Genomic DNA, 26091 nt, shown 5'->3' with positions numbered 1-26091 from the left:
GTCAGACGGCGATCAGGGCGCGGATCGCGGCGGCGATGCGCTCGGGCGAGGGCGTGCCGTTCTCCAGGTGGCGCGAGGCCCCCGGCGAGCGTTCCTCGAGGCCGAGGGCGCGCACCGGCTTGCCGGTCGCCTCCATCAGCTCGTAGGCGATTGAGCGGGCGGCGCTGGCGCATTCATAGGCGCAATCCACCACCAGCCCGCGGCCCGAGGCCAGCAGCGGCGCCAGCACCGAAGGCGAGCGGTCGAAGGGCTTCAGCCACAGTACGTGGACCAGGTTGACCCTGATGCCCTCGGCCTCCAGCCGGGCCACCGCCTCCTCGGCGGTGAAGCGGGCGGCCGACAGGGCGTAGATGGTGGCCACCGCGCCGTCCTTCACCATGTCGGGCAGCTCGCGGTCGGACAGGTAGGAGCGGCGGTGCTCGCTGACCAGGACGGGGTCGTCGTGGCTCATCCAATGGTCCCAGATGCGGCGGTACTCGCCCGGCGTCATGGGGGCGCAGACCGGCAGGCCGGGCATGGACATGACCATGGAATGGTTGCAGTTGGAATGGATCGGGCCGGTGCCGCCGCCCTCGACGCCGATGGCGCGCACCAGGACCGGGCAGGGCACCCCCCAGATCTCCATGGACTTGGCGGCGTAGTTGACGATGGGACTGACGTTCAGCCACAGCAGGCTCTGGAAGCGCAGCACGAAGACCGGCCGGCGCCCCATCAGGGCGGCGCCGACGGCGATGCCGGCGCCGGCGACGTCGGTCATGGGCAGTTCGTGGTTGCCCTCGGCCTGGGCCGGGACGGTGTTCTGCACCCAGCCGACGGCGGTCAGGCACTGCCCGAGCGTCATGCCGTTGGTCTCGGCGATGTGGCTGCGGGTCAGTTCCCGGATCGTGTCTGCAACCGTGACTGCCATAGGTCTTCCACCTGTGTCGTGCATTCGGTCTCGATGGCCTCGGCCTCGGCGGCAAGGCCGAGTTCGGCCATGCGGGCCTTGGTGATGGCGAAGCGGTCCCATTCGGGCGGGCCGTCCTGGCCGGTGCCGTTGTGCCACAGCACCCGGCAGGTGCGGACGTTGATCAGCGCCGGCAGGGTCAGGGTGGCGGCGTGGTGGGCCACCAGCCAGGGGTCGTCGGCGATGTCCACCGCATCCAGGCCGAAGGCGCGCGCCACCTCGGCCAGGTTCCACGAGCGCCGGTCCCGGGTCGGGGTCAGCACCGACAGGTCGTTGTCCTCGCAGACGAACAGGACGCGGCTTTTCCAGCTGGCGGCGGTGCCCAGCGCGGCGAGCACGTAGTCCTCCTCCGCCGCGCCGTCGCCGAAGAAGCACACCACCTTGTCCTCGGGCTTGGCCATGGCCACGCCCACCGCGATGGGGACGTGGTCGCCGATCAGGCCGTCATGGCCGATGATGCGGCGCTCGAAATCGGCCGCCGGCGGCGAGCCGCCCATGCCGGCGCAGCAGCCCGAGGGCAGGCCCAGCAATTCGTCCACCAGCCGCTCGGGGCGGCCGTCGAAGGACAGATAGGTGGAATGGCAGCGGTGCTGCGGCAGCACCCAGGCGCCGCGATGATGCATGGACACCCCGGCGGCGATGCTTTCCTGGCCCACCGACAGGTAGATCAGGGTCTGCACGTCCTTGTCGATCTGGGCCTGGCGGACGCGGGTGTCGAAGGCGCGCGACAGGCACAGGCGGCGGAACAGCTCCAGCGAGAAGTCGCGGCCGGCCTGGTGGTGCAGGTCATCGATCAGGTTGAAGTCGGGAGAGCGCGGTTCGGTCATCGGTCTCGTTTCAGCCCAGCAGGTGCTTGACCAGGTTGGCGACGTCCTCGTCGAGGATCAGCTTCTTCTTCGCCGCCAGGTCCTTGAAGTGGTGGTAGACGGTGTCGAACTGGGCGTCGGTCAGGTCGAAGCCCAGGGATGCGATCCGCTGGGCCAGGGCGTGCTTGCCCGACAGCTTGCCCAGCTCCAGCCGGAACGGCTCGGCTCCCACCAGTTCCGGCTTGATGATCTGGTAGGTCTCGGCGTTGCACAGCATGCCGTGCTGGTGGATGCCCGATTCGTGGCGGAAGGCGTTGAAGCCGACGATGGCCTTGTTGTAGGCCACCGCGATCTTGGACAGCTTCGCCACCAGCTTCGAGGTCGGCACCAGTTCCGGCGTGTTGATGTCGGCATCGACGCCGAAGTGCCCGGGGCGGGTCTTCAGCGCCATGATCACCTCCTCGAAGGCGGTGTTGCCGGCCCGCTCGCCGATGCCGTTGATGGTGCATTCGGCCTGCCCCGCCCCGGCCATGATGCCGGCCAGGGTGTTGGCGGTGCCCAGGCCGAGGTCATCGTGGCAATGGGTCGAGACGGTGATCGGCTGGCCGGCCACCACCTCGTCGATGACCCCCCTGACCAGGGCCGCATAGCCTTCCGGCACCGCATAGCCGGTGGTGTCGGGCAGTTCCAGCACGCTGGCGCCGTTCTCGGCTGCGACGCGCAGGCAGTGGTGCAGGAAGGCGACATCGCTGCGGGTGGCGTCCTCGGCGGCGAATTCCACCTGCTCGACCAGGGTGCGGGCATAGGCCACGGTCTCGGCGATGGTGGCCAGCGCCTGTTCGCGGGTCATCTTCAGCTTGTGCTCGAGGTGCAGGTCCGAGGTCGCCAGCACCACCTGGATGCGCGGCCGCGCCGCCGGCTTCAGGGCCTCGAAGGCGGCGTCGATGTCCTTCCTGTGGGCGCGGCACATGGAACAGATCACCGGCCCGCCGGCCCCGCCCAGCTCGCGGGCGATCAGATTGACGCCCTGCCAGTCGGATTCTGACGCGACGGCGAAGCCGGCCTCGATGATGGGGATGTTCAGCTTCACCAACTGGCGGGCGATTTCCAGCTTCTCCTCGGGGAAGAAGTTGACGCCCGGCGCCTGCTCGCCGTCCCTCAGGGTGATGTCGTTGAACTGGACCGTGCGCACCGGGTCTGGTCCTTCCTATTCGGGGGAGCGGTAGATGATCTGGCAGCCCGATTCGTCGAAATTGAACGGCACATGGAGGAAGTGCTTGAGCGCCTTCAGAACCTCGTCGCGGCGTTCGGGCGGGATGAACAGCAGCATGAAGCCCGAGCGCCCCGCCCCCAGCAGCTTGCCGCCGGTGGCGCCGTGGGCGCGCGCCGTCTCGTAGATCTCGTTGATGTGGTCGTTGCTGATCATGTCGCTGATGGAGCGCTTCAGCATCCACGATTCGTGCAGCATGCGCCCGAACGAGTCGATGTCGCCGGCCAGCAGCGCGTCGGCCGCCAGATCGACCATGGCGTGCATCTCGCGGATCACCTGGGGCTTCTTGTCCAGGTTGCCGATGACCGTCTGGGCCACCTCCGAGCCCAGGCGGCTGGCGCCGGTGAAGATCAGAACCATATGCGCGGCCAACTGGTCCTTGACTGATTGGCGCAGCACGATCGGCTCGACCCGTATCCTGCCGTCGGTCTGGAAGCGGATGACGTTAAGGCCGCCGTAGGCCGCCGCCACCTGGTCCTGCGAGCCGACACTGTCCTTCAGCCAGTTCTGCTCCAGGTCGATGGCCCGCATTGCCAGTTCGTGGCGGTTGACGTCGATGTCGCGCAACGACAGCAGCGACTTGATCAGGCCCACCGCGAAGGCCGAGCTGGAGCCCATGCCCGACCGCGCCGGCAGATCGCCCTGGTACTGGATTTCCAGCCCGTGGGACTCGTCGAATTCCAGGGCCCGCAGGCCTTCGCGCACCGCCGGGTGAAGGATCTCGGAGATGGAATTGCAGATCTCGATGTGACTCCAGATGACGCGGTACTTCGAATTGAAGAACGGCGGCATGGTGCGGCACGAGAGGAAGCAGTACTGGTTGATGGTGGACGACAGAACCGCACCGCCCTCGCGCAGGTACCACGCCGGGTAGTCGCTGCCGCCGCCGAAGAACGAGACGCGGTACGGGGTCCTGCTGATCGCCATTCTCATGGCCGGAAAGTCCTCGCGCCGGTTCTGTGGATTCGGGATGGCCGGGCGCCATTGTGGTGCCGCTATGGTTAACGGAATGTTAGAGCGTCCGCCGCGAGGATGGCGCGTTTCCGCCTCATTCCGACCGGCCTTCATGACCCAGCCCAGGACCGTGTTCACGACCCCCTGGTTCTCGATCGAGGAGATCGGGGACAGCGTCGATGCGGCTTCGGGCCTGCCATGGTACCGGGTGGTGCGGGCCAGCGGCGTGCTGGTGGTGCCCATGACGCCGGCGGGCGACTACATCCTGGTGCGCCAGTTCCGCCGCGCCGCCGGGATTTCCACCCTGGAATTCCCCTCGGGCGACGTCGATCCCGGCGAGGCGCCGGAGGACGCGGCGCTGCGCGAGCTGGCCGAGGAAAGCGGCTATGCTCCGGCCAGCCTGCATTACCTGGGTCCCATCCGGGTGATGCCCAACCGCTACGCGGTGCTGGACCACGTCTTCCTGGCGAAGAACTGCCGGCCCCTGGCCAGCGCCCGCGAGGACGGGTTCGAAGTGGTCCTCGCCTCGCCCGCCCGCACCCGCGAGATGGCGGCGGCCGGCGAACTCGACGATCTGTGCCTTTTCGGCGCCATCTGGATGGCCGAGCGCTTCCGCGACGCCGCCAAGCAGAAGGATTAGGACATGTCCGACAAAGCTGGCCTGCTGCAGGCGATCGAAGGCGGCATCCGCGCCTATTGCGACGCCCACCACGATTTCTCGTTCCATCCCGAGGCGCCGGTGGTCCGCCTGCACGAGCCGACCAACGGCGCCGACGAGATCTTCGCGGCGGTGCAGGTGCTGCTGGATACCTTCGTCACCCAGGGGCCGAAGGTGAAGGCGTTCGAGCAGCACTACGCCAACGCCTATGGCTGCCGCCACGGTGTTATGAACAATTCCGGCTCGTCCGCCAATCTGCTGGCGGTGGCGGCGCTGGCCAATCCGGCAACCCCCGACGGATTGCGGGCCGGCGACGAGGTGATCGTGCCGGCGCTGTCGTGGTCGACCACGGTGTGGCCGATCATCCAGTGCGGGCTGGTGCCGGTGGTGGTGGACATCGACCCGGTCACGCTGAACATCGATCCCGAACAGATCGAGCGCGCCATCGGCCCCCGGACCCGCGCGGTGATGCCGGTGCACGTCTACGGCAATCCCTGCGACATGGACGCGCTGGTCGAACTCTGCCGCCGCCGCGACCTGATCCTGATCGAGGACAGCTGCGAATCCATGGGCGCCTTCTACGACGGCAAGGCGGTGGGCTCGTTCGGCCGGGTCGGCACCTTCAGCCTGTACTACTCGCACCACATCAGCACGCTGGAGGGCGGCATCTGCGTCACCAGCGACGCGGAACTGGCCGATCTCATGCGCATCCTGCGCTCGCACGGCTGGATCCGCGAGGTCGAGAACCGCCAGCCCTACCTGGACGCCAATCCCGACATCGACCCCAAGTTCCTGTTCGTCAATGTCGGCTACAACCTGCGCGCCACCGAGATGCAGGCCGCCATCGGCCTGGCCCAGCTGCCCAAGCTGCCCGGCTTCGTCGATCGGCGCCGCGCCACCGCCGCCTTCTGGCAGAAGGAGCTGGCGCAATACGGCGACGTCCTGGCCATGCAGGGCGAGACGCCCAAGGCGCGCTCGTCGTGGTTCGGCATCCCGGTGACGCTGAAGCCGGGGGCTCCGTTCGGGGTGGCCGATCTGCGCCGCCATTTCAGCGCGCGCGGCATCGAGAACCGCCCGATCATCGCCGGCAACATCGCCGCCCAGCCGGCCATGAAATACTACGCGCACCGGGTGGTGGGCGATCTGCCCCATGCCGGCCACGTGATGAAGGCGGCGTTTTCGTTCGGCAACCACCAGGCCATCGACGACGGCGCCCTGGCCCATGTGGCCGAGGCCTTCCGCAGCTTCATGGCGACCATCTGAGGAGAGGGGGAGATGACCGACCCGGTGAAGGTGACGCCCACCCGCCTCGACGGCCTGCTGCTGATCGAGCCGGTCAGCCGCTTCCAGGACTTCCGCGGCGAGTACGTGGAATACTACAACCGCCCTGCTTTCCACGCCGCCGGCATCATGACCGACTTCATCCAGGACGATATCTCGGTGTCGCGCAAGGGGGTGCTGCGGGGGCTGCACGGCGATGCGGTGACCACCAAGCTGATTTCGTGCCATCACGGCCAGTTCTTCCTGGCGGTGGTCAACTGGGACCCGGATTCGCCGCAATACCGCCAGTGGCAGACCTTCGAGCTGTCGGCCGAGAACCGCCTGGCGGTGTTGATCCCGCCCAAGTTCATCAACGGCCATTACATCCAGACCGAGACCGCCATCTTCCACTACAAACAGGACGCCCTCTACGACCGCTCCGGGCAGGTGACGGTGATGTACGACGACCCCGCGCTGGGCATTCCGTGGCCGCTGGAGGGGCCGCCGATCCTCTCCAGGCGGGATGCGGGGCGGGAATAGCCGTGTCCCCCGAACAGGCCGTCTTCTTGGTGGGCGGGCGCGGCACCCGGCTGGGGGCGCTGACCGACGCGGTGCCCAAGCCGCTGCTGGAGGTGGGCGGGCGGCCGTTTCTCGACATCCTGATCGAACGCGCCGCCGCCCGGGGCGCGCGCGAGGTGTTGCTGCTGTGCGGTTACCTGGCCGACCAGTTCCGCGACCGCTACCACGGGCGCGTCATCGGCGGCGCCAGGGTGGCTTGCGTCGCCGAGCCGGCACCGCTGGGAACCGGCGGCGCGCTGGTGGCGGCGCGCGACCATCTGCACCCCAGCTTCGTCCTGGCCAACGGCGACAGCCTGTTCGATTGCGACGCTGGCGCGCTGGCCGAACTGCCGGCCGGACCCGGCTGCCTGGGCCGCATCGCCCTCAGGCCGCTGGCCGATACCGGGCGTTCCGGCGTGGTCGAACTGGAGGGAACGCGCATCACCCGCTTCGCCCAGCGCGGCGAGGCGGGCCGGCCCGGCCTCATCAACGGCGGCGTCTATGTGCTGGAGCGGCGCATCGTCGAGCGGGTCGGTGCGCTGCCCTGCTCGCTGGAGGCCGACATCTTCCCCGCCCTGGCCGCCGAGGGATGCCTGCACGGCATGGTCTTCGACGGCTTCTTCATCGATATCGGCGTGCCCGAGGACCTGGCCCGGGCGCAAACGCTGGTTCCCGTGTTCCATTCCGCCGGCCAGGCACAGGAGGCTTCGCCATGACCCGCGCCCTGATCACCGGCATCACCGGCATGGTCGGCTCCCATCTGGCCGACCACCTGCTCGCCACCACCGACTGGGAGGTGTGGGGCCAGTGCCGCTGGCGCAGCCCGCTCGACAACATCCGCCACCTGATCCCGCGTATCGACGCCAAGGACCGGGTACACCTGATCTACGCCGAGCTGCGCGACGAGGTGTCGCTGCGCGCCATGGTGCGCAAGGTCCGTCCCGACTACGTCTTCCACCTGGCGGCCCAGAGCTATCCCTCCACCAGCTTCACCTCGCCGCTGGACACCCTGGACACCAACATCCTGGGCACCGCCCGCCTGCTGGAGGCCCTGCGTGAGGTGCAGGAGGGAGCGACGCCGGTGGTCCATGTCTGCGCCTCGTCCGAGGTGTTCGGCCGGGTGGCCCGCGACAAGCTGCCCATCAACGAGGAATGCACCTTCCACCCGGCCTCGCCCTACGCCATCTCCAAGGTCGGCACCGATCTGGTCGGGCGCTACTACGCCGAGGCCTTCGGCATGTGCGTGATGACCACCCGCATGTTCACCCATACCGGCCCCCGCCGCGGCGACGTCTTCGCCGAATCCACCTTCGCCAAGCAGATCGCCATGATCGAGGCGGGCCGGCAGGAGCCGGCGCTGCGCACCGGCAACCTCGAGTCGCTGCGCACCTGGTCGGACGTGCGCGACGCCGTGCGCGCCTATCACATGCTGGTCACCGTCAACCCGGTGGCGGGCGAATACTACAACATCGGCGGCACCTTCAGCTGTTCGGTGGGCGACATGCTGAGGTACCTGCTGTCGTTGTCCACCCGCCGGGATATCCGGGTCGAAACCGATCCCGAGCGGCTGCGCCCCGTGGATGCCGACCTGCAGGTGCCCGACACCGCCAAATTCACAGCCCATACCGGCTGGCGGCCCGAAATTTCGTTCGAGACGACCATGGCCGACCTGCTCGAGTATTGGCGCGGCCGGGTGGCGGCCGGCGACGTCTGCCCGAACCGGTGATGGCGACTTGCGCGCATCCGCGCCTTTGTACATAGTTGCATCAGTTTTGAAAGGGAGGATCCGGGAATGGACGATACGTCTCTGTCGCTGGTCGAGGAACAGGCCTTCCAGCTTTCCCGTTGCGCCATCGCGCTGGACAACGCGCGCGAGGCCAAGGATCTGGGTGTCCTGGTCGCCGCCCTCAACGACAACCTGGAGGTCTGGGTGGCCATCCGCTCGCTGGTGATGGCGGGCGACTGCTCGCTGACCGCCGAGACCAAGGACAATTTGAAGAAGCTGTCGGAATTCGTCGCCGCCAAGACCTTCGAAGGGGTCGAGAAGCTTTCCGACGACGGCATCCGCAGCCTGGTCAACATCAACCTGCAGATTTCCGAGGGCATGCTGGAAGGCGCCAAGGCCTGACCGCATCCCTTCGCCGGCGATGGCGGGGCACGGGAGACCATCTCCCGTGCCCCGTCGCGCGTCAGGCGATGACGATGTCGGAAGCGTGGACGTTGGCGCCCGCCTGCAGGGTGGCGACCACGTAATAGCCGGCCGCCTTGCCGTTGGGGTCGTAGTAGACGGTGCCGGTGCCGTCGATCACCAGGCTGGCCTTGCCGGCCAGGAAGTCGGAGCCGCCGGCGTTGCTGCCGTTGTAGGCGCTGGCGATCTCGGAGACGTTGGTCCCGTTCCGGCCCGTCCCCGCCGCCATCTGGAACACCGCGTCGTCGAACCACAGCGTGTCCGAACGGGCGGCGAAGTCGGTGATGGTGTCGTTGGCGATTCCGCCCTTGGTGCCGTTGCCGGCATGCCAGGCGAGGTCGCCGGTGGACAGATACTTGAAGGTGTCGGCGCCCGCACCGCCGGTCAACTGGTCCCGGCCCGAGCCGCCGACCAGGATGTCGTTGCCGCCCATCCCCTTCAGCGTGTCGTTGCCGGCCATGCCCGACAGGGCGTTGGCGGCGTTGTTGCCGGTCATCTGGTTGTGCCAGGACGACCCCACGCCGAAGGTGTTGCCGCTGCCGGTCAGCGTCAGGTTCTCCTCGTAGGCGCCGAGGCGGTAGGACAGCGCGCTCTGCACCGTGTCCACCCCCTGGCTGGAATATTCCACCACCGTGTCGCCCAGGGAATCGACGATGTAGGTGTCGTTGCCCAGCCCGCCCTTCATGGTGACGTCGCCGCCGGCCCCCGACAGGGTGTCGTTGCCGGTGGTGCCGGTGACGACACTCGGCGTCGGGGTGGGCGTCGGCGTCGGTGTCGGCGTCGGGTCCGGTGTCGGGGTGGGGGTCGGGTCGGGCGTGGTGAAGTCGCCCACCAACTTGATGTCCGAGGCGGAGACGCTGCCGCCCGACAGGGTCGCCATGCGGGTGGCGCCGCCGGTGGCGGAACCGTTGGCATCGAACCACAGCGCGCCGGTGGAATCGAACACGAAGCGGGCATCGGCGGTGCCGCCGTAGCTGCCCGAGACGGTGGCGAAGTCGGATGCCGCCAGGGTGCCGGCGGCGAGGCCGAAGCCCGAGGCCGAGAACTCCAGGCGGTCGCTGCCCGACAGGAAGTCGAGGATGGTGTCGCCGCCCTCCGCCACGGCGCGGTAGCAGAAGGCGTCGCTTCCGCCGCCGCCGGTCAGCCGGTCGGCGCCGGCGCCGCCGAAGATGACGTTGGCGGCGTCGTTGCCGGTGATGGTGTCGCCGCCGCTGCCGCCCACCGCCTTCTCGATGACCGTGCCGAAGGCCACCGCCACATTGTTCTTGGCGGCCTGGCCGTTATAGACCCCCAGGCTGGAGAACTTGCCCTCGCGCAGGTCGAGGGTGCAGGACGCCGACTGGTTCGAGGCGTCCATGGTGTCGCTGCCGCCGCCGTCCCAGATGGTCATCACCTCGGCCTTCGACGACGACCACTGATAGAGGGTGTCGCCGGCATTGGCGGCCGTGTTGGCGCCGTACAGGTACTGCACCGCGGCGATGTCGTAGAGCTGCGGCGTGTAGGGCTGGGAATTGGGGGTCGAGGGCGGGTTGTCGTAGCTCATGACGCTGTACTGGGCGGTATTCTCGACGCCCGACAACGTGGTTCCCGACGTGTCGAAGGTGTGCTTGAGGCCCAGGGCGTGGCCGATCTCGTGCAGCAGGGCGCGGGTGCCGAAGGTGCCGTCGCCGTAGCTCAGGGACTGGGTGCTGCTCATGTAGATGTCGGCATGGGTGGTCTTCATGCCCGAATCGCGCCCGCTGGTGCCCTGCCACAGGGTCATCCCCGAGGCGCCGCCGACATTTGCGTTGCCGAAGGCGATCTGGCCGCCCGAGGCGACCTCCTTGAAGGTGACGTTGCAGACCGAGGCCCATTCCGCCAGCGAATCGCGGGCGGCCGCCTTCTCGGCCTCCGAGAAGGCGCGGAAGCCGCCGTAGGTGCCGGGGTTGGAGGACATGAAGCTGTAGCTGACGGTGATCGCCGTGCCGTGCGACGAATCGGCGTTCCAGCGCCAGTCCGACGGGTACAGCAGGGCGCTGGTGTAATAGGGCAGGGCGGCGGCCTCGACGTGGTCGGGCTGGGCCTGGGCGGGGTCCTCGATCACCACGCGGGTGCGCAAGGACTGGAAGGCGGCGGCGCACTCGATGCAGGCGCAGCCGTAATAATGTTCGACGGGAGTGGTTTCGGTGCTCCACGAGCCCGACGACAGCGGATTGGAGAGGATGGTCATTCGTCCTCCGAGAGGTTGTGTCCGGATGTGGGAGGACGCTACCCAACCGGGCCTAAGCGGCGTTTAAGGCCAACGGGGCAAGGATGAGGCGAGAATGGGGCATAGTTGGGCGCTTGCCTTTTTCCCCCGCGAGGGCGTATCTCCGGGGCTCCAACCGCCGAAAGCGAGGGCGCCCGATGGATGACCGCGAGATGTACGACGAGATCACCGCCCTCATCGGCGCCGTCGCCAAGGCCCTGGAGACCAGCGAGACCGAGGTGGTGACCGCCATCGAGCAGGGCCGCCTGGAAATGGAACTGCTGACCGATGCCGAAGGCGCCAATTACGTGGCGGTGGCCTGCGACGGCAAGTCGGCCCACATCTATCCCGGCGCCATCTTCCGCCCCGGCGACGAACCCGACGCGGACACCGGCGGCTGCGGCCACGGCGGCTGCGGCTGCGGGCATTAGGGGCGGCCGGGTTCGGCCTTCTATACCGTCATGCCCGGGCTTGACCCGGGCATCCACGCCTCTTCGCACCTCGATCGCCGGTCTTGCGGCACCACGTGGATGGCCGGATCAAGTCCGGCCATGACGGCTATGGTTGGGACGTTGGAACAAAGTGTGTGAATGTCCCCACCCGCAGGTCGGGCGCGGCCGTGACGGACCTCGGGACTACCCCCTTTACGTCCGCGACGCCCCTTACCAACTGAAGGCACAGTACCCATCCCATCGACGGAGGAAGGGGATGCCGCTCATGACCACCACCGGTGCCGGTGAAGCCCACCGCCCCGCGGCCATCCGCCGCGTCACCCTGGACCATCCCTGGCAATGGCTGGCCGCCGGCTGGGCCGACATGGCGGCGGTGCCGGGCATCAGCTTCCTGTATGGCGGCGTGTTCGCCGCCATCGGCTTCGCGCTGCTGTTCTGGCTCGGCCATTACGACATGGAATACCTGATCCTGCCGCTGGGCTTCGGCTTCGCCCTGGTCGGGCCGGTGGCGGCGGTGGGGATGTACGAATCCAGCCGTCGCCTCGCCGCCGGGGAGACGCCCGGAATCGCCGGTCTGCTCGCCGCCTTTGGCCGCAACGGCGCCCAGATCGCCCTGGTCGGCGCCTTCCTGCTGATCGCCTTCATCGCCTGGGTGCGCATGGCGATGCTGGTGTTCATGCTGTTCTACGGCGCCGCGCCGCCCTCGCTGGACCATCTGGTCGGGGCGCTGTTCCTGTCCGACGTCAGCCTGCCCTTCCTGGCGGTGGGAATGGCGACGGGGGCGGTGCTGGCCGCCTGCGTGTTCGCCATGACCGCGGTGGCGGTGCCGATGCTGATCGACCGCCCCGACACCGATGCCATGACCGCCATGCTGACCAGCGTCGCAGCGGTCCAGCGCAACTGGCGGCCGCTGATGCTGTGGGCGGGGCTGATCGCCTCGCTCACCCTGGCCGGCCTGGCGCTGTTCTTCGTCGGCCTGATGGTGACGCTGCCGCTGATCGGCCATGCCAGCTGGCACGCCTACCGTGACCTGGTCGAATAAGGTTTCCCCCTTCCGGCAGGGATGACGCGCCGGGGTCGGGACCCGACATGGCGGGACGGACACCGCTCCGGGACGCCGCCATGCTTCGCCGCCTTGCCTTCGCCGCCGTCCTGTCCGTGACGGCGCTGCCCGCCCTGGCCGATTATGCGGCCGGGGTGCGGGCGTGGGGGCACGGCGACTTCGCCGCCGCCGCCCGGCAGTTCTCCGCCGCCGCCCAGGCCGGCGACCGCGAATCCCAGTACATGATGGGCCGGCTGCATTCCCTGGGCGACGGCGTGCCCCGGGACTGGCCGCGCGCCTGGGCCTGGTTCGATCTGGCGGCGCGGTCCGGGCACCAGGAGGCCGCCATCGCCCGCGACAACCTGGCCGAGATCCTGACCGCCACCGAACGGCGTCAGGCGCTGGCCCTGGCCGCTCCCGCTCCCGCACCCGCACCCGCACCCGCGCCGGCGCCGGCCCAAGTGGCGGCGGTCGAGCCGCGGATGAGCGTGGTGATCCCGCGGGGTCGAGCCCCCGCCCGCCTGTCCGCCCCCGGCGCCACCGAGGAGGGCTACCTGCTCGCCGACCCCGATTCCGCCGCCACGGTGCGCGCGCTGCAGCACGAGCTCAACCTGCTGGGCTACGGCGCCGGCCCCGAGGACGGCCGCATCGGCCCCATGACCCGCTCCGCCCTGGCCGCCTTCCAGCGCGACACCGGCCTTGCCGTCACCGCCACCGCCGACCGCGCCACGGTGTCGCTGCTGGGCGTGGACGTCCAGCAGGCCGGGCGCTGAATTTCGGGGCTACCTCCGGCGGGGAACGGAAACGGCCGGCGGGGCGGACCATGTGCGGGAGATGAACGTCCCCGACCTTTGCCCGGCGGAGGTCGCGCGGCCCCGGCTGGCGCGCCCCGGCGTCAATTGCTGGCGGATGGCGCGGGCGAACCGGTTCGCCGCCGTGGTGGACGGCGCCGAGTACTTCCGCGCCCTCGAGCACGCCCTCAGGCGGGCGCGGCGCTCGGTGCTGGTGCTGGGCTGGGAGTTCGACAGCCGCACCCGGCTGGGCCGCGATGCCGGCGCCCGGCGGATCGGGCCGCTGCTCGACCGCCTGGTGCGGGCCCGGCCCGGCCTCACGGTGCGGCTGCTGATCTGGGATTCGGCGCTGATCTACGCGGTCAACCGCGAATTCGCCGGGCTGGTCAAGATGGACTGGCTGACCCATCCGCGCCTGCATTTCCGCCTCGACGACAGCCATCCCCTGGGCGCCTGCCATCACCAGAAGGTGGTGGTGGTGGACGAGGCGCTGGCCTTCGCCGGCGGCCTCGACATCACCAGCCAGCGCTGGGACAGCCGCGCCCATCTGCCCGCCGATCCGCGCCGCAACGATCCCGGCTTTCCCGCCTATCCGCCGTTCCACGACGTGATGGCGGTGGTGAGCGGTCCGGCGGCGGCGGCGCTGGGCGCGCTGGCGCGGACGCGCTGGCACGCCGCCACCGGCGAATTCCTGACCCCGGTGGCGGCCGGCGATTGCGACGCCCTGTGGCCGCCCTGGCTGGCGCCCCTGCTGGGGCCGGTGGAGGTGGCGCTGGCCCGCACCCTGCCGCCCTGGGACGGGGCGCCGGCGGTGCGCGAGGTCGAGCGGCTGTACTGCGACATGATCGCCGCCGCCCGGCGCTTCATCTATGCCGAGAACCAGTACCTCGCCTCGCGGCAGGTGGGCGAGGCGCTGGCGGAACGGCTGGCGCGGCCCGACTGCCCCGAGATCCTGCTGGTGCTGCCGGCCGAATCGGTCAGCCTGCTGGAACGCTCGACCATGGGGGTGGCCCGCGCCCGCCTCGCCGCCCGCCTCGCCGAGGCCGACCGCTTCGGACGGCTGAGGCTGGTCTATCCGGCGGTGGCGGGAACGGACGTCAAGGTTCATTCCAAGGTGATGGTGGTGGACGACCAGGTGCTGCGCATCGGCTCGTCCAACCTCAACAACCGCTCCATGGGCCTGGACAGCGAGTGCGACCTGATGGTCGAGGCGGCCGGCGACGCGGCCGTCGCCGCCGGCATCCGCGCCTTCCGCCGCGATCTGATGGCCGAGCATCTGGGGGTGTCGCCGGCCCGGGTGGCCGAAATCGAGGCGGCGGCCGGCGGCCTGTTCGCGGCGGTCGAGGCGCTGGGCACGGGCGAGCGCCGGCTGGCCCCGGTCCCCGGCGTCGAGACCGGCCCGGTGGTGCGGCTGATGGCCGACAGCGCCTTTCCCGATCCCGAGGAACCGGTGGAAACCCTGGACTGGCTCGACAGCGCCCTGCCGGCTCCGGCGCGGCGGCCGCTGCGCCTGCGCCTGGGGGGGCTGATGCTGGGCCTGGGCGCCATGGCGGTGGCCGCCACGATGTGGCGCTGGGCGCCGCCGGACTGGTGGTGGGCCGCCGCCCCCTGGCTGGCCCTGCTGCCCGCCTTGCCGGGCCGGCCGTGGACGCTGCCCGCCGCCATCGCCCTGTTCGTCGCCGCCGGGCTGGCGCGTCTGCCGCTCGCCCCGCTGGTGCTGCTGACCGGAGCGGTGCTGGGGGCGGGGGCGGGCATGGCGGCGGCGGCGGCGGGCACGCTGGCCTCGGCCGCTTTGTCCTACGCCCTCGGCCGCGCCGCCGGGCGCGCCTGGGTCCGCCGCACCGCCGGCTGGAAGGTCAACCGGGTCAGCCGCCGGCTGGTCCGCCAGGGTCTGCTCGCCGTGCTGCTGCTGCGGCTGGTGCCCATGGCGCCGTTCCCGGTGGTCAACCTGGTGGCCGGCGCGGCCGGGGTGCGCTTCAGCGATTTCGTCGCCGGCACGGTGCTGGGCATGGCGCCGGCCATTCTAGCCATGAGCGTGCTGGGCGAACGCCTGCTGGCGGTGCTACGCAACCCCTCGGTGCCCAACATCGCGGTGCTGGCCCTGGCCACCCTGCTGGTGATCGGGCTGCAACTGGGGCTGATGCGGCGCCTGGGCCGCGTGGGGCCGGCCGCCGGACCCTGAGGAGACGCTGTGCTCGATCATGCCGCCCGCCCCGGACTGGCCTTGTCCCTGGCCAGCTACAACATCCATCGCTGCTTCGGCACCGATGGGCGCTATGCGCCCGAGCGCACGGTGGAGGTGCTGGAAGCGCTGGACGCCGACATCGTCGGGCTGCAGGAGGTGGACATGCGGCTGCTGGTGGACGGCCGCGCCCAGCTCGACTACCTGGCGGCGACGCTGGGCATGCATGCCGTCGACGGCCCCAACATCAAGGGCCGCCGGGGCAAGTTCGGCAACGCGCTGCTGACCCGCTGGCCGGTGGCCTCGGTGCAGCGGGTCGACCTCACCATCCGGCACTTCGAGCCGCGCGGAGCCATCATCGCCGAGATCGAGATCGAGGGGCGGCCGATGCGGGTGGTGGTCACCCATCTCGGCCTCAATCCGCGGGAACGCCGCCATCAGGTCGGCCGCCTGATGCTGGCCCTCGAGCCGGGCGGGGCGGACCGGCCCACCATCGTCATGGGCGACTTCAACGAATGGAAGCCGACGCGCGGGCCGCTGCGCCATCTCGACCGCCGTTTCGGCACCTCGCTGAGACCCCGCACCTTCCCGTCGCGGCTGCCGTTCCTGCCGTTGGACCGCATCTGGGTATGGCCCGAGGACGGGCTGAAGCGTCTGGCGGTCTACGCCACGCCGCTGTCGCGCATCACCTCGGACCACCTGCCCTTGAGGGCGGATGTGGCCTGGGATGCCCATGAGCTGCCGGGCGGCTGGCGCGACAGCATTCCTATCACCAACGTGTGATGGCCGGGCGCCCAGGCAAACCGGCCGTTTCACGGAATTCGGCGCGATTGAAACCGGCCCGGCGATAATTAAATACCCGGCGTGGCACGAAAACTGATGACATGGCTCATCTTCAGTACACAGGGGTTAAAAAACATATCTGAAGGTCGTACCTCCAACACTGTACCGACTGAGTGGTAAATCCCAAAAGAAAGGTTATAGGACGGCCTCGTTCTCTTTATACATGGAGCGGTCGCCGAAGCCTTTTGAGAGGCAGTGGAAATGATAGTGCTTATTGCCGACGACCACGCCTTGTTCCGCTATGGCATCTCGCTCGCGCTTGAGGGCCTGTACGGCAAGGACGTGACCATCCTGCAGGCGAGCAGTGCCGAGGAAACCCGGCGCATCGCCCAAGAGGCCAAGGGGCTGGACCTCATTCTTCTCGACCTGATGATGCCGGGGCTGAACGGCATCTCGGATCTCAAGAAGTTCATCGACACGCTGCCGCCGGTTCCGGTGGTGATCGTTTCGGGGTCCCGCCAGCGCTCCACCATCCGGTCCGCCATCGAATGCGGCGCCCGGGGGTATGTGCTGAAATCGTCCAACGGCGAGATTTTGAAGCATGTGCTGCCGTTGGTGCTTTCGGGTGAACTCTACGTGCCGGCCCAGGCGGTCGCCAACGAGGAGGCGGCCGAAGGCTACGAGGGATCGCCGCTGGACGAGGCCGGGGACTTCAATCCCGACTTCAAGTCGCTGACCCCGCGCGAGACCCAGGTGCTCAAGCTGCTGACCCTGGGCTATTCCAACAAGGAGATCGCGCGCTCGCTGGGGATGCTCGAGGGGACCGTCAAGGTCCACGTCAAGTCGATCATGAAGAAGCTGGGGGTCAACAACCGCACCCAGGCGGCCATCGCCGCCAACCGCAGCTTCACCCGGCAGTCCCCGGTCAACATGTAGCGGCACTCCGCTCCCCCGGTGACAAGCCGCCCGGATCGGCGCATCCTGGCGGCGGAACTGCCGAGGGGGGGAACATGAGCGACGCCGGAACGTGTCTGAAGGTGAAGGTGGCGGGGCCGGTCGCCACCGTGACCCTGGCCCGGCCCGAGGTGCGCAACGCGCTCGACGAAACCCTCATCGGCACCCTCGCCCAGGCCTTCCAGAAGCTGGGCGTGGCCGAGGTGGTGCGGGTGGTGGTGCTGGAGGGCGAGGGCAAGGATTTCTGCGCCGGCGCCGACGTCACCTGGATGCGCCGGGCCGCCCAGCTGCCGCACGAGGACAATCTGCGCGACGCCATGCAGCTGGCGGTGATGGCCGATGCCGTCGATCGCTGCCCCAAGCCGGTGATCGGTATCGTCCACGGCGCCGTGCTGGGCGGCGGCGCCGGGCTGGCCGCCGCCTGCGACGTGGTGCTGGCGTCCGAGGATTCGTTCTTCTCGCTGCCCGAGGTGCGCCTGGGCCTCGAACCCGGATTGATGGGCCGCCAGCTGGTGGACGCCATCGGCCTGCGCGCGGCCCGGCGCTACTGCCTGACCGGCGAGCGTTTCGATGCCCGCGAGGCCGCCCGCCTCGGCCTGGTGCATGCGGTGATCGCCGCTGACCGCCTGGCCGAAGCCCGCGACCGGGTGGTCGAGGCCTGCCTGAAGGGCGCGCCGGGGGCGCAGGCGGCGACCAAGGAGCTGCTGCGGGTGCTGGCCGACGCCGAGGCGGGCCCCGATCTGATGCGCCTGACCGCCCAGCGCCTGGCCGACCAGCGCGCCGGCGCCGAGGGCCGCGAGGGCCTGGACGCCTTCGTCGAGAAGCGCAAGCCGGCGTGGCAGTGGTGATTTCAGAGCGTCGTCCCCGCGTCGGCGGGAGCGACGACGGTTCCGTATCGGAGGTCTCCACATGCTTGCCGAATGTCTCGCCGGCATCCGGGTTCTGGACCTGTCGCAGTACATTCCCGGCCCCTTCGCCACCCAGTGGCTGTCCGACCTGGGCGCCGAGGTGGTCAAGGTCGAGCCGCCGGCGGGCGATCCCATGGCGACCATGGGGCCGCTGGACGGCGACGGCACCTCGGTGTTCTACAAGCTGGCCAACCGCAACAAGGCGGTGGTGACCATCGACCTCAAGGACGAGGACGGCCGGCGGGTGTTCACCAAGATGCTGGCCGCCGCCGACGTGCTGGTCGAGGCCTACCGCCCCGGCGTGCTGGCCCGCCTGGGTTTCGGCCCCGAAACGGTGGGCAAGCTCAATCCCCGCCTGATCCATTGCTCGCTGTCCGGCTACGGCCAGGACGGCCCCCATGCGGCGGTGGCCGGGCACGACCTCACCTATGTGGCGCTGACCGGCGGGCTGTGGGCCAGCGGCACCGGCGAGCGCCCGGTGATGACCTTTCCGCCGCTGGCCGACCATGCCGGCGCCGCCATGGTGGTGGTGGCGGTGCTGGCGGCGCTGGTGCGGCGCGGCACCACCGGCAAGGGCGGCCAGGTCGATGTCAGCCTGTCCGAGGCGGCGCTGGCCTGGATGGGCGGGGTGCTGACCCAGGCCCGACGGTTCGGGGACGGCGGGCGCGAGGACGCCATCATCAACGGCGGCGCCGCCTGCTACCGCGTCTATCGCACCCGGGACGGCCGCTTCGTCGCCCTGGCGGCGCTGGAGGACAAGTTCTGGCGGCGCTTCTGCGCGGCGGTGGAGCGGCCCGACTGGATCGGCCGCCAGTCCGATCCAATGCCGCAGGCGGCGCTGATCGCCGAGCTGGAGGCGCTGTTCGCCGGCCGCGACCGCGAGTCCTGGACGGCGCTGCTGGCCCCCGTGGATTGCTGTTTCGAGCCGGTGCTGGAACCGGCCGAGGTCGCCCACCATCCGCAATGGAAGGCGCGCGGGCTGGTGCAGGCCGGCATCGACAGGGACGACGTGGTCGAGGTGCTGCTGCCGGTGCTGCTGGACGGCGCCCGCGCCCTGCACCGGCGCCCGTTCAAGCGCTGCTCGCCCGAGGAGGTGCTGGCCGGATGGCGCTAGACCCGCTGCCCGTCCATGGCGGCGACCTCGCCGCCGCCGAGGCGCGCTGGGGACGGCCGCACGCCGGCTGGCTCGACCTCTCGACCGGCATCAATCCGTGGCCCTATCCGCTGCCCGCCCTTTCGCCCGAGGCCTGGACCCGGCTGCCCGGCGCCGCCGCCGAGGCGGGGCTGCGCGACGCGGCGGCCCGCCATTACGGCTGCGACCCGGGCCAGGTGCTGGCGGCGCCCGGCACCGGCGCCCTGATCCGGGCGCTGCCCCGCTGCCTGCCCGCCGGCACGGTGGCGGTGGTGGGGCCGACCTACGGCGAGCACGCCCCGGCCTGGACCGCCGCCGGCCATGCGGTGCGCGAGGTGACGGGCCTGGAGCAGGCCGAGGGCGCCGACGTGGCGCTGGTGGTCAATCCCAACAATCCCGACGGCCGCAGGGTGGCGCCGGCCATGCTGACGGCGCGGGCCGGCTTCACCCTGGTGGACGAGGCGTTCGGCGAGGTGGCGCCGGAGCTGTCGGTGGCCGGCCGGGTCGGCCCCCGTCTGGCGGTGCTGCGCTCGTTCGGCAAGTTCTACGGCCTGGCCGGCCTGCGCCTCGGTTTCCTGATCGCCGATCCGGCGGTGATCGCCGCCGTGGCGGCGCAGCTGGGGCCGTGGCCGGTGTCCGGGCCGGCGCTGGCGGTGGGGACCAAAGCCCTGTCGGACCAGTCCTGGGCCGATTCCATGCGGCCGCGCCTGGAGGCCCGGGCGGCGGCCCTGGACGGCGTGCTGGCGGCGGCGGGGCTGCGCGTGGTGGGCGGCACCGGCCTGTTCCGGCTGGCCGCCCACGACCATGCCGCCGCCCTCTACGATTGCCTGGGCCGTGCCGGCATCCTGGTCCGCGCCTTTCCCGCCCGCCCGACCCTGCTGCGCTTCGGCCTGCCGGGGGATGAGGGCGGGCTGGAGCGGCTGGCTGGCGCCCTCACTCCGCCGCCGCCCTGAGCAGGTCGGCCAGTTCCGCCTTCAGCCGTCGCGGGTCCAGCGGCTTGCGCAGCACCCGGATGCCGGCGCCGCTGTCGGGGGCCTCGGTGTCGCCGGTGAACAGCAGGGCGGGGGCCTCGACCCCGGTGTGGCGGCGGATGGCATCGACGGCGCCGATGCCGCCGCCGTACTCGCCCAGGCGCAGGTCGGCGAGGATCACGTCGGGCCGGGCGCCGGCGCCGTCGAGGGCCGCCAGCGCCTCGCCGGCACTGGCGGCGATCACCGCGCGGCAGCCCCAGTCGTCCAGGATCAGCCGCAGGCCGAGCTGGATGTCGGGATCGTCATCGACCACCACCACCGTCCGCCCGGCCAGCACGGGGGCGCTTTCCTCCTCGCCGTCGCCGTCCTGCGCCGCCGGCAGGGCGTCCTCGGCCAGTGGAATGTCGATGCAGAAGCACGAGCCTCGCCCCACCACCGATTGCACGTCGATGCGGTGGTTCAGCAGCCGGGCCAGGCGCTGCACGATGGCCAGCCCCAGACCGGAGCCGCCGCCCGGCCCGGCCGCCGGGGAACCGAGCTGGCGGAATTCACGGAAGATCTCGAGGCGGCGGTGGTCGGGGATGCCGGGGCCGGTGTCCACCACCGCCACCCGGGCTTGGGCGCCGCGGCGGAACACCCCCAGCAGCACGGTGCCCTCGCGGGTGTAGCGGATGGCGTTGGTGAGCAGGTTCGACAGGATGCGCGCCAGCACGCCGGGGTCGCTGCGGACCGCCAGGCTGGTGGGCACCACCCGCAGGGTCAGGCCGGCGGCGGCGGCCTGGGGCGCGAACGAGGTCTCCAGGCGTTCGAAGACGTCGTTCAGCATGAACACCCGGACCTCCGCGCGCAATACGCCGGCATCCTGCTTGGACAGGTCGAGCAGGGAGTTGAACATGGATTCCATGTCCCGCAGCGAGGCCTCGAGCGACTGCAGGACCGACCTGCCCTGCGCATCGGCGACGTGGTGGTCGAGGGCGGCGGCGAACAGGGCCATGGCCTGCAACGGCTGGCGCAGGTCGTGGCTGGCGGCGGCGAGGAAGCGCGAGCGGGCGCGGATGTCGCGCTCGGCGTCCTCGTTGGCTTCCACCAGCTGGCGTTCCTTCTCCTTGATCCGGGTGACGTCCTGGAACACCACCACGAAGCGGGTCTCGCCGTGGATGGCGAAGGGCGCGGCCGAGGCCAGGATCCACAACGGCTGGCCGTCGCGCCGCCGCGCCCGCATCTCGATCCGCTCGGCAAAGCCGTGCAGCTCCAGCGCGCGGCACAGCGGATCGTCGCTGCGCGGCACCGCGGACGAGAATTCGTCGATGCTGCTGCCGGCCAGGGTTCCGGGCTCCGCCGCCAGGGCCTGATGCGCCGCCGGATTGGCGTCGATGATGCGCTCGTCCATGCCGACCGTCAGCGTCGGCAGCGGAATCGCCGAGGTGAAGGCGCGCAGGCGCTGCTCGCTCTCGCGCAGCAAATCCTCGGCCCGGCGTCGCGCGGTGACGTCGGTGAGCGTTCCGACGAAGGCGATGACGGCGCCGTGTTCGTCCCGGACCGGGCGGATGTCGACCAGCATCCAGAAGCTTTCGCCCGATTTGCGGTAGTTCAGCAGCTCGGCGCTGGCGGCGCGGCCCTCGGCGATGGCGGTGCGCAGGGCGGCGGCGACGTCGCGGTTGGTGCCCGGCCCCTGCAGCAGGCGGAGATTGCGGCCTTCCAGTTCCGCCACCGGGTAGCCGGTGATGTCGGCCATGGCCCGGTTGGCATAGAGGACGGGATGATCGGCGCGGTGCGGATCGGTCACGACGATGCCGACGGGTGCGGCGTCGAGGGCGCGGCGGAGGAGCTCGGAGAGGTGGGGCGGCATGGCATCTCTGGCTGCATTGGACATCGCCTGACGGGGATCATAGTCCACTGCTCAGCTGTTGGTGTGACGCATGCGGCTAGTGGCATCAAAGTATTTGTTCCAGTTGGATATGAAGAATACCGTTCGGCAACCGCAGAATGCCATAATCCGTCCGCGCACCAATTCAGCAAATAGTCATACCACCGGTGAGCCGTCTTACAATCGGCATGGACAGTGTATAAATTCCGTCCGTATTTTCGCCTCCGGTCTGTATGTCCAAGGGCTTTGCGGGTCGCCCAGCAACGAACAAAACACCGCCGGGAGGAACACCATGCCGCACAGCAGGGAACGCGTAGCCGAAAGCCGTCCAATCCGCCGGGCCGGACCCGCCGGGGCGGAACCCGACGTCCGGACGGCGGTGTTGCTGTCCCTGATCGACAGGCTCGACCTGTGTTCATTCCTGTGCGAGCCGGACTGCCGTGACCGCCTGCGGGTGGTCCTGGACACCCTTTCCGACGAGGAATTCGACCGCTTCGAGCGCCGCTACACCAGCCGCTACAGCGTCAACCAGGGAGACCGTCCCATGGCCCAGGCGAAGACGAGCGAATGCGCCCACTCCCAACGGAGGGTGCAATGAGCGATCCCGGCATGAGTTCCGCCCACGGGGCGACGCCGCCGCAGGTGGCCCTGGCGGTGGAGGACACCCACATGGTGAGCGAGATCGTCGGGCGCTTCGAGCCCGGTGAACGCCACGACGTCAAGGTCCTCGACGACCCCCGGAGCCTGATCGAGCATCCCGACGAATCGCCCGGCGAGGTCACCATCATCTCGTTCCCGGTGATGCGCCAGCTGGCCAAGTTCCATCGCGACGAACTGGCCGAGTTCTGCCGCAACAACAAGGCGGTGCTGCTGATCCGCAGCCCGGAATTCCTGGATTCCATCGGCTTCCTGGAATTCGTCGACGGCGTCATCTTCGCCGATGCCACCATGCAGAGGGTGCGCGAGATCCTGCAGCTGTCCAAGTCCGGCTATTCCATCCTGCCCTCGGCGGCGGTGATGGACATCGTCACCGACCGGCTGCGCTGCGACACCCTGGGCCGGCTGTCGCCGGTCGAGCTGTCGATCCTGGATCAGGTGCGGCTGGCCAAGACCAACCGCGCCATCGCCCGCTCGCTCGGGCTCACCGAGGCCAACGTCAAGACCAAGGTCCGCGCCATCCTGAAGGCGCTGAAGTTCCAGAACCGCACCGAGGCGGCGGTGTTCGCCGCCCGCCAGAACGAACTGATCCGCCAGGCCATAGCGCGAAAGGGCAAGGAAAAGGGAGTGGACCCCGAAGATAAGGTGTTGCCCCACTGACCGCCGGCCGGCGAGCGGCCTAGATGCATGCGCGGTCATGAACCGTCCGGGAGATGCCTGATGGATGCCAAGTTTCTTGTTGCCGGCGCGGCGCTGCTGGCTCTGGCCCAACCGGCCGCGGCGCAATGGAACGACCGGCCCTGGTCCTATGGCGGCGGCGGCGCCGGCATGAGCACCGCCGCCCGCCAGGCGATCATGGATGCCGAGTTGTTCGGCTCGCGGCCGCGCAATCTGGTGCGCTCCGGCGACGGCCAGCTGCTGCGGGTGATCGAGCGCGACAACCAGGCATTCCTGGCCGAACGCGAACCCAACGTGCTGGCCGGCCCGTCATCCGCGGTACCCCTTGCCGGGCTGCGGTTCGGCGTCGGCGGAGTCGGCGGTTCGGCGGCCATCGATTCATGGACCGCCATGGTCGATACCCTCAAGCCGTTGCAGTGAACCCTTGCCCCTCCCCGCGAGGGGAGGGGAGAAGGCTTCCTACACATTCACCTCCACCGCCGGATTGCCGGCGGCGCCACGCCGCGGCGTCATCGGGGCGTTGTCCGCCGACAGGCCGTTGTTCAGCGCCCAGATGGCCGCCTGGGTGCGGTTGGCGGCGTTGATCTTCTTCAGCACGCCCTTCAGGTGCACCTTCACCGTCGCCTCGGTGATGGACAGCTTCTTGGCGATCACCTTGTTGGGGTGGCCGTTGAGCAGGCAGCGCAGGATCTGGATCTCGCGCTCGGACAGGCCCTCCAGGTCGGGCGAGGCGGCGGCCGGGCGGTGGGTATCGACCTGGCCCGAGATCAGCATCGCCGCCAGCCGGGTGGGAAACACCTTCTCGCCCAGCAGGACCAGCTTCAGCGACTGCTTCAGCGCGTCGGGCGAAATGTTCTTCAGCAGGTAGGCGTCGGCCCCGGCCTCGAAGCAGCGGGCCAGGTTGTGGATGTTGCGGGTGCTGGCGGCCAGCACCACCAGCTTGAGGTCGGCGTGTTTCTCGCGCATCTGCTGCAGCACCGAAATGTCCTCGGCGCTGGCGTCGAATTCCACCAGGGCGATCCGTGGCTTCAATCCGCCTTCCAGCTTCTGCATCCCCTCGGTCATGCTGTCGGCCTCCTCGGCGATGACGAAGGACGAACCGTCGAGAAGCCTTTTCAGCCCTTCGCGGAACAGCTTGTTGGCATCAATCAGAAGCATATCGACGTTCTGCATGTTTCGGTCCCCATCGGTTGGAAGCCGGCGCGTAGACGGCATGACGCGTCGCGGTATTCACGCGAAAGGCAGTGCGGTGTGCCGCCGGTGTCATCTTCTGACGCGAGTTTTATCCGATGGGGCGCCCCGGCTCCCACCTTCTGAACGAGGTAGCGCGACGTGCATTTTCGGTAGCCGCGCCCCGTTCGCGCGGCGCCCTACCGAATACGAGGGGGGAAGGCCGCGGGGAATTCGGGTGCAAAGCCGCAGGGCGGCAGTACGCAAAGCCGCGGAGCGGCTGGGCGGAAGCAGGCCGAGAAGGGGGGAGTGGGGCGAGTGATCGGATTCGAACCGACGACATCCAGGACCACAACCTGGCGCTCTAACCAACTGAGCTACACCCGCCACCGGGAGGCCGCATGTGTACCGAAACCGCGGCCACGCCGTCAAGACCCGATCTTCCCTACCCCTTGGGCCAGTGCCGCGCCATCCCCCGCGGGTGAAGCGCGAGTGGTGTGTTTTTCGCTATGGTTCGGAAATGCGGGAGAGAGCGGATGAACCGCCCCCCCAGGCCCAGGGAGGCGCAGCCGTGTCCAGGAACCATCCCATCATCGCCCTGACCGGGGCGTCCGGCGCCGGCCGCGAGTCGGTCCGTGACGTCTTCAACCGCGTGCTGGTGCGAGAAGGGTTGACCGCCGCCTACGTCGCCGGCGAAAGCTTCCACCGCCACAACCGGGCCGAATTCAAGCAGGCCTCGGCCGCGGCCCTGGCCGAGGGCAACCGCCACTTCAGCCATTTCGGCCCCGACGCCAACCTGTTCGACGAGCAGGAGAAGCTGTATCAGTCCTACGGCGCCAACGGCACCGGGACGCGCCGCTTCTACCTGCATTCGGCCGAGGACGGCGCCCGCTGGGGCTATCCCGAGGCCAAGGCCGGCGAGTTCACCCCGTGGGAGGACCTGCCGCCCGCCACCGACCTGCTGCTCTACGAGGGCCTGCACGGGGCGGTGCGCGGCGACGGCTTCGACCTCGGCCGCCACGTCGATCTGAAGATCGGTGTGGTGCCGATCATCAATCTCGAATGGATCCAGAAGGTCCACCGCGACACCGGCAAGCGCGGCTATTCGACCGAGGCGGTGACCGCCAACATCCTCGACCGCATGTACGACTACGTTCACTACATCCTGCCGCAGTTCAAGCATTCGGACATCAACTTCCAGCACGTGCCGGTGGTCGATACCTCGGACCCCTTCATCGCCCGCGACATTCCCACCCTGGACGAGCGCGTGGTGGTCATCCGCTTCCGCAAGCCCGAGGACCTGGGCGTCGACTTCCCCTGGCTGATGGACAAGATCCAGAACGCGTGGATGAGCCGGCGCAACTCCATCGTCGTCCCCGGCGGCAAGGTCGACCTGGCCATCGAGCTGATCTTCACCCCCATCCTGCGCCGCATGATGGAGAACCGGGCGAGGAAGGCGGCGTAGGGGGCGCGCGCTTTCCCCCTTCTCCGTCATGCCCGGGCTTGACCCCCTTCTGTCCGGTTTATTTTTCGGAGAGCCTTCGGGAGCCCTTGGTGTCGGCCGCGTCCAGGGTGATGTTGGCGGAAGCGGACAGATTACCCTCGCCCGCCTGCGGGAGAGGGAGGGACCCGTCGCG

Annotated in this window: 26 protein-coding genes and 1 tRNA gene; 19 read left to right on the top strand and 8 right to left on the bottom strand. The window is 69.5% G+C overall.

Annotated features, from left to right (window positions below; genetic code table 11):
- Position 1 precedes the first annotated feature (1 nt).
- Genes MTBUT4_RS06225 through MTBUT4_RS06210 form a run of 4 tightly spaced genes read right to left on the bottom strand, consistent with a single transcriptional unit; the run spans position 2 to position 3949 of the window.
- Positions 2 to 907, bottom strand: coding sequence for a transketolase C-terminal domain-containing protein (locus MTBUT4_RS06225; protein WP_173978800.1), 906 nt, complete (start codon positions 905 to 907; stop codon positions 2 to 4).
- Entirely contained in the window at positions 871 to 1773 is a 903-nt protein-coding gene (locus tag MTBUT4_RS06220; RefSeq protein ID WP_173978799.1) for a thiamine pyrophosphate-dependent enzyme, read from the bottom strand. Before MTBUT4_RS06220 ends, MTBUT4_RS06225 begins: the two co-directional genes overlap by 37 nt.
- A gap of 10 nt (positions 1774 to 1783) precedes the next feature.
- Positions 1784 to 2944, bottom strand: a complete 1161-nt coding sequence (locus tag MTBUT4_RS06215; RefSeq protein ID WP_173978798.1) for a 2-isopropylmalate synthase — start codon at positions 2942 to 2944, stop codon at positions 1784 to 1786.
- A 15-nt stretch (positions 2945 to 2959) separates the two neighbouring features.
- Positions 2960 to 3949, bottom strand: coding sequence for a kinase (locus tag MTBUT4_RS06210; RefSeq protein ID WP_217424117.1), 990 nt, complete (start codon positions 3947 to 3949; stop codon positions 2960 to 2962).
- 139 nt (positions 3950 to 4088) lie between these two features.
- On the opposite strand from MTBUT4_RS06210, the gene MTBUT4_RS06205 reads away from it, so the two are divergent.
- From MTBUT4_RS06205 to MTBUT4_RS06180, 6 genes are all read left to right on the top strand, one after another.
- On the top strand, positions 4089 to 4616 hold the full coding sequence (locus MTBUT4_RS06205; RefSeq protein ID WP_173978796.1) for an NUDIX hydrolase: 528 nt from the start codon (positions 4089 to 4091) through the stop codon (positions 4614 to 4616).
- 3 nt (positions 4617 to 4619) lie between these two features.
- Entirely contained in the window at positions 4620 to 5897 is a 1278-nt protein-coding gene (locus tag MTBUT4_RS06200) for a DegT/DnrJ/EryC1/StrS aminotransferase family protein (protein ID WP_173978795.1), read from the top strand.
- A 12-nt stretch (positions 5898 to 5909) separates the two neighbouring features.
- Positions 5910 to 6434, top strand: coding sequence for a dTDP-4-dehydrorhamnose 3,5-epimerase family protein (locus MTBUT4_RS06195; RefSeq protein ID WP_173978794.1), 525 nt, complete (start codon positions 5910 to 5912; stop codon positions 6432 to 6434).
- Positions 6435 to 6436: 2 nt separating this feature from the next.
- Positions 6437 to 7168: a nucleotidyltransferase family protein gene (locus MTBUT4_RS06190; RefSeq protein WP_173978793.1), complete on the top strand. Its 732-nt coding sequence runs from the start codon at positions 6437 to 6439 to the stop codon at positions 7166 to 7168.
- Positions 7165 to 8178 (top strand): GDP-mannose 4,6-dehydratase, encoded by a 1014-nt coding sequence (locus MTBUT4_RS06185; RefSeq protein ID WP_173978792.1) that lies wholly within the window; start codon positions 7165 to 7167, stop codon positions 8176 to 8178. The genes MTBUT4_RS06190 and MTBUT4_RS06185 overlap by 4 nt, the downstream gene beginning before the upstream one ends.
- A gap of 66 nt (positions 8179 to 8244) precedes the next feature.
- Positions 8245 to 8580 carry a flagellar biosynthesis regulator FlaF gene (locus MTBUT4_RS06180; protein ID WP_173978791.1) on the top strand — a complete coding sequence of 112 codons (336 nt, stop codon included), beginning with the start codon at positions 8245 to 8247 and terminating at the stop codon, positions 8578 to 8580.
- Between the two features lie 61 nt (positions 8581 to 8641).
- On the opposite strand, the gene MTBUT4_RS06175 is transcribed toward MTBUT4_RS06180, so the two are convergent.
- Positions 8642 to 10849: a M10 family metallopeptidase gene (locus MTBUT4_RS06175; protein WP_173978790.1), complete on the bottom strand. Its 2208-nt coding sequence runs from the start codon at positions 10847 to 10849 to the stop codon at positions 8642 to 8644.
- 176 nt (positions 10850 to 11025) lie between these two features.
- On the opposite strand from MTBUT4_RS06175, the gene MTBUT4_RS06170 reads away from it, so the two are divergent.
- The 9 genes from MTBUT4_RS06170 (at position 11026) to cobD (ending at position 20064) form a co-directional block, all read left to right on the top strand.
- A complete protein-coding gene (locus tag MTBUT4_RS06170) occupies positions 11026 to 11298 on the top strand; it encodes a hypothetical protein (RefSeq protein ID WP_173978789.1) in 273 nt (90 codons plus the stop codon).
- Between the two features lie 286 nt (positions 11299 to 11584).
- Entirely contained in the window at positions 11585 to 12361 is a 777-nt protein-coding gene (locus tag MTBUT4_RS06165) for a DUF2189 domain-containing protein (protein ID WP_254434763.1), read from the top strand.
- 80 nt (positions 12362 to 12441) lie between these two features.
- Complete coding sequence (locus MTBUT4_RS06160; RefSeq protein ID WP_173978787.1) at positions 12442 to 13134, top strand: peptidoglycan-binding protein; 693 nt, start codon at positions 12442 to 12444, stop codon at positions 13132 to 13134.
- A gap of 61 nt (positions 13135 to 13195) precedes the next feature.
- The gene (locus MTBUT4_RS06155; RefSeq protein ID WP_173978786.1) at positions 13196 to 15334 is read left to right on the top strand and encodes a VTT domain-containing protein; all 2139 of its coding nucleotides are present in this window, start codon (positions 13196 to 13198) and stop codon (positions 15332 to 15334) included.
- Between the two features lie 9 nt (positions 15335 to 15343).
- A complete protein-coding gene (locus tag MTBUT4_RS06150) occupies positions 15344 to 16117 on the top strand; it encodes an endonuclease/exonuclease/phosphatase family protein (protein ID WP_217424116.1) in 774 nt (257 codons plus the stop codon).
- A 261-nt stretch (positions 16118 to 16378) separates the two neighbouring features.
- Positions 16379 to 17053: a response regulator transcription factor gene (locus MTBUT4_RS06145; protein ID WP_173978785.1), complete on the top strand. Its 675-nt coding sequence runs from the start codon at positions 16379 to 16381 to the stop codon at positions 17051 to 17053.
- A 74-nt stretch (positions 17054 to 17127) separates the two neighbouring features.
- On the top strand, positions 17128 to 17919 hold the full coding sequence (locus tag MTBUT4_RS06140; RefSeq protein ID WP_173978784.1) for an enoyl-CoA hydratase-related protein: 792 nt from the start codon (positions 17128 to 17130) through the stop codon (positions 17917 to 17919).
- Positions 17920 to 17980: 61 nt separating this feature from the next.
- Complete coding sequence (locus tag MTBUT4_RS06135) at positions 17981 to 19093, top strand: CaiB/BaiF CoA-transferase family protein (protein ID WP_173978783.1); 1113 nt, start codon at positions 17981 to 17983, stop codon at positions 19091 to 19093.
- Positions 19084 to 20064 (top strand): threonine-phosphate decarboxylase CobD, encoded by a 981-nt coding sequence (gene cobD, locus MTBUT4_RS06130; RefSeq protein ID WP_173978782.1) that lies wholly within the window; start codon positions 19084 to 19086, stop codon positions 20062 to 20064. Before MTBUT4_RS06135 ends, cobD begins: the two co-directional genes overlap by 10 nt.
- Here the strand turns inward: cobD and MTBUT4_RS06125 are convergent.
- Positions 20045 to 21931, bottom strand: coding sequence for a PAS domain-containing protein (locus MTBUT4_RS06125; protein ID WP_173978781.1), 1887 nt, complete (start codon positions 21929 to 21931; stop codon positions 20045 to 20047). The two genes, cobD and MTBUT4_RS06125, sit on opposite strands and share 20 nt — an antisense overlap.
- Positions 21932 to 22241: 310 nt before the next feature.
- Here MTBUT4_RS06125 and MTBUT4_RS06120 point away from each other — a divergent pair, with 310 nt between their 5' ends.
- Genes MTBUT4_RS06120 through MTBUT4_RS06110 form a run of 3 tightly spaced genes read left to right on the top strand, consistent with a single transcriptional unit; the run spans position 22242 to position 23704 of the window.
- Complete coding sequence (locus tag MTBUT4_RS06120; RefSeq protein WP_173978780.1) at positions 22242 to 22547, top strand: hypothetical protein; 306 nt, start codon at positions 22242 to 22244, stop codon at positions 22545 to 22547.
- A complete protein-coding gene (locus MTBUT4_RS06115; protein ID WP_173978779.1) occupies positions 22544 to 23266 on the top strand; it encodes a helix-turn-helix transcriptional regulator in 723 nt (240 codons plus the stop codon). Before MTBUT4_RS06120 ends, MTBUT4_RS06115 begins: the two co-directional genes overlap by 4 nt.
- A gap of 60 nt (positions 23267 to 23326) precedes the next feature.
- Positions 23327 to 23704 carry a hypothetical protein gene (locus MTBUT4_RS06110; RefSeq protein WP_173978778.1) on the top strand — a complete coding sequence of 126 codons (378 nt, stop codon included), beginning with the start codon at positions 23327 to 23329 and terminating at the stop codon, positions 23702 to 23704.
- 39 nt (positions 23705 to 23743) lie between these two features.
- On the opposite strand, the gene MTBUT4_RS06105 is transcribed toward MTBUT4_RS06110, so the two are convergent.
- Positions 23744 to 24457 carry a response regulator transcription factor gene (locus MTBUT4_RS06105; RefSeq protein ID WP_173978777.1) on the bottom strand — a complete coding sequence of 238 codons (714 nt, stop codon included), beginning with the start codon at positions 24455 to 24457 and terminating at the stop codon, positions 23744 to 23746.
- 307 nt (positions 24458 to 24764) lie between these two features.
- Positions 24765 to 24841: transfer RNA gene (locus MTBUT4_RS06100), tRNA-His, on the bottom strand.
- Between the two features lie 184 nt (positions 24842 to 25025).
- Between MTBUT4_RS06100 and MTBUT4_RS06095 the strand changes: the two genes are divergently transcribed.
- Positions 25026 to 25919, top strand: a complete 894-nt coding sequence (locus tag MTBUT4_RS06095; protein ID WP_173978776.1) for a phosphoribulokinase — start codon at positions 25026 to 25028, stop codon at positions 25917 to 25919.
- Positions 25920 to 26091 lie beyond the last annotated feature (172 nt).

The sequence above is a fragment of the Magnetospirillum sp. UT-4 genome (assembly GCF_902729435.1).
Classification (GTDB): Bacteria; Pseudomonadota; Alphaproteobacteria; order Rhodospirillales; family Magnetospirillaceae; genus Magnetospirillum.
The sequence above is the reverse complement of the archived record's forward strand: the minus strand, read 5'-3'. Positions and strand labels throughout refer to the sequence as shown.

Excerpts from the sequence above, each read along its gene's own strand:
- MTBUT4_RS06170 (WP_173978789.1), top strand. The coding sequence starts at position 11,026 with ATGGATGACCGCGAGATGTACGACGAGATCACCGCCCTCATCGGCGCC.
- MTBUT4_RS06115 (WP_173978779.1), top strand. The coding sequence starts at position 22,544 with ATGAGCGATCCCGGCATGAGTTCCGCCCACGGGGCGACGCCGCCGCAG.
- MTBUT4_RS06225 (WP_173978800.1), bottom strand. The coding sequence starts at position 907 with ATGGCAGTCACGGTTGCAGACACGATCCGGGAACTGACCCGCAGCCAC.
- MTBUT4_RS06135 (WP_173978783.1), top strand. The coding sequence starts at position 17,981 with ATGCTTGCCGAATGTCTCGCCGGCATCCGGGTTCTGGACCTGTCGCAG.
- MTBUT4_RS06175 (WP_173978790.1), bottom strand. The coding sequence starts at position 10,849 with ATGACCATCCTCTCCAATCCGCTGTCGTCGGGCTCGTGGAGCACCGAA.
- MTBUT4_RS06200 (WP_173978795.1), top strand. The coding sequence starts at position 4,620 with ATGTCCGACAAAGCTGGCCTGCTGCAGGCGATCGAAGGCGGCATCCGC.
- MTBUT4_RS06140 (WP_173978784.1), top strand. The coding sequence starts at position 17,128 with ATGAGCGACGCCGGAACGTGTCTGAAGGTGAAGGTGGCGGGGCCGGTC.
- MTBUT4_RS06195 (WP_173978794.1), top strand. The coding sequence starts at position 5,910 with ATGACCGACCCGGTGAAGGTGACGCCCACCCGCCTCGACGGCCTGCTG.
- MTBUT4_RS06220 (WP_173978799.1), bottom strand. The coding sequence starts at position 1,773 with ATGACCGAACCGCGCTCTCCCGACTTCAACCTGATCGATGACCTGCAC.
- MTBUT4_RS06110 (WP_173978778.1), top strand. The coding sequence starts at position 23,327 with ATGGATGCCAAGTTTCTTGTTGCCGGCGCGGCGCTGCTGGCTCTGGCC.
- MTBUT4_RS06205 (WP_173978796.1), top strand. The coding sequence starts at position 4,089 with ATGACCCAGCCCAGGACCGTGTTCACGACCCCCTGGTTCTCGATCGAG.
- MTBUT4_RS06165 (WP_254434763.1), top strand. The coding sequence starts at position 11,585 with ATGACCACCACCGGTGCCGGTGAAGCCCACCGCCCCGCGGCCATCCGC.
- MTBUT4_RS06145 (WP_173978785.1), top strand. The coding sequence starts at position 16,379 with ATGATAGTGCTTATTGCCGACGACCACGCCTTGTTCCGCTATGGCATC.
- MTBUT4_RS06120 (WP_173978780.1), top strand. The coding sequence starts at position 22,242 with ATGCCGCACAGCAGGGAACGCGTAGCCGAAAGCCGTCCAATCCGCCGG.
- MTBUT4_RS06180 (WP_173978791.1), top strand. The coding sequence starts at position 8,245 with ATGGACGATACGTCTCTGTCGCTGGTCGAGGAACAGGCCTTCCAGCTT.
- MTBUT4_RS06210 (WP_217424117.1), bottom strand. The coding sequence starts at position 3,949 with ATGGCGATCAGCAGGACCCCGTACCGCGTCTCGTTCTTCGGCGGCGGC.
- MTBUT4_RS06155 (WP_173978786.1), top strand. The coding sequence starts at position 13,196 with ATGAACGTCCCCGACCTTTGCCCGGCGGAGGTCGCGCGGCCCCGGCTG.
- MTBUT4_RS06125 (WP_173978781.1), bottom strand. The coding sequence starts at position 21,931 with ATGCCGCCCCACCTCTCCGAGCTCCTCCGCCGCGCCCTCGACGCCGCA.
- MTBUT4_RS06160 (WP_173978787.1), top strand. The coding sequence starts at position 12,442 with ATGCTTCGCCGCCTTGCCTTCGCCGCCGTCCTGTCCGTGACGGCGCTG.
- MTBUT4_RS06185 (WP_173978792.1), top strand. The coding sequence starts at position 7,165 with ATGACCCGCGCCCTGATCACCGGCATCACCGGCATGGTCGGCTCCCAT.
- cobD (WP_173978782.1), top strand. The coding sequence starts at position 19,084 with ATGGCGCTAGACCCGCTGCCCGTCCATGGCGGCGACCTCGCCGCCGCC.
- MTBUT4_RS06105 (WP_173978777.1), bottom strand. The coding sequence starts at position 24,457 with ATGCAGAACGTCGATATGCTTCTGATTGATGCCAACAAGCTGTTCCGC.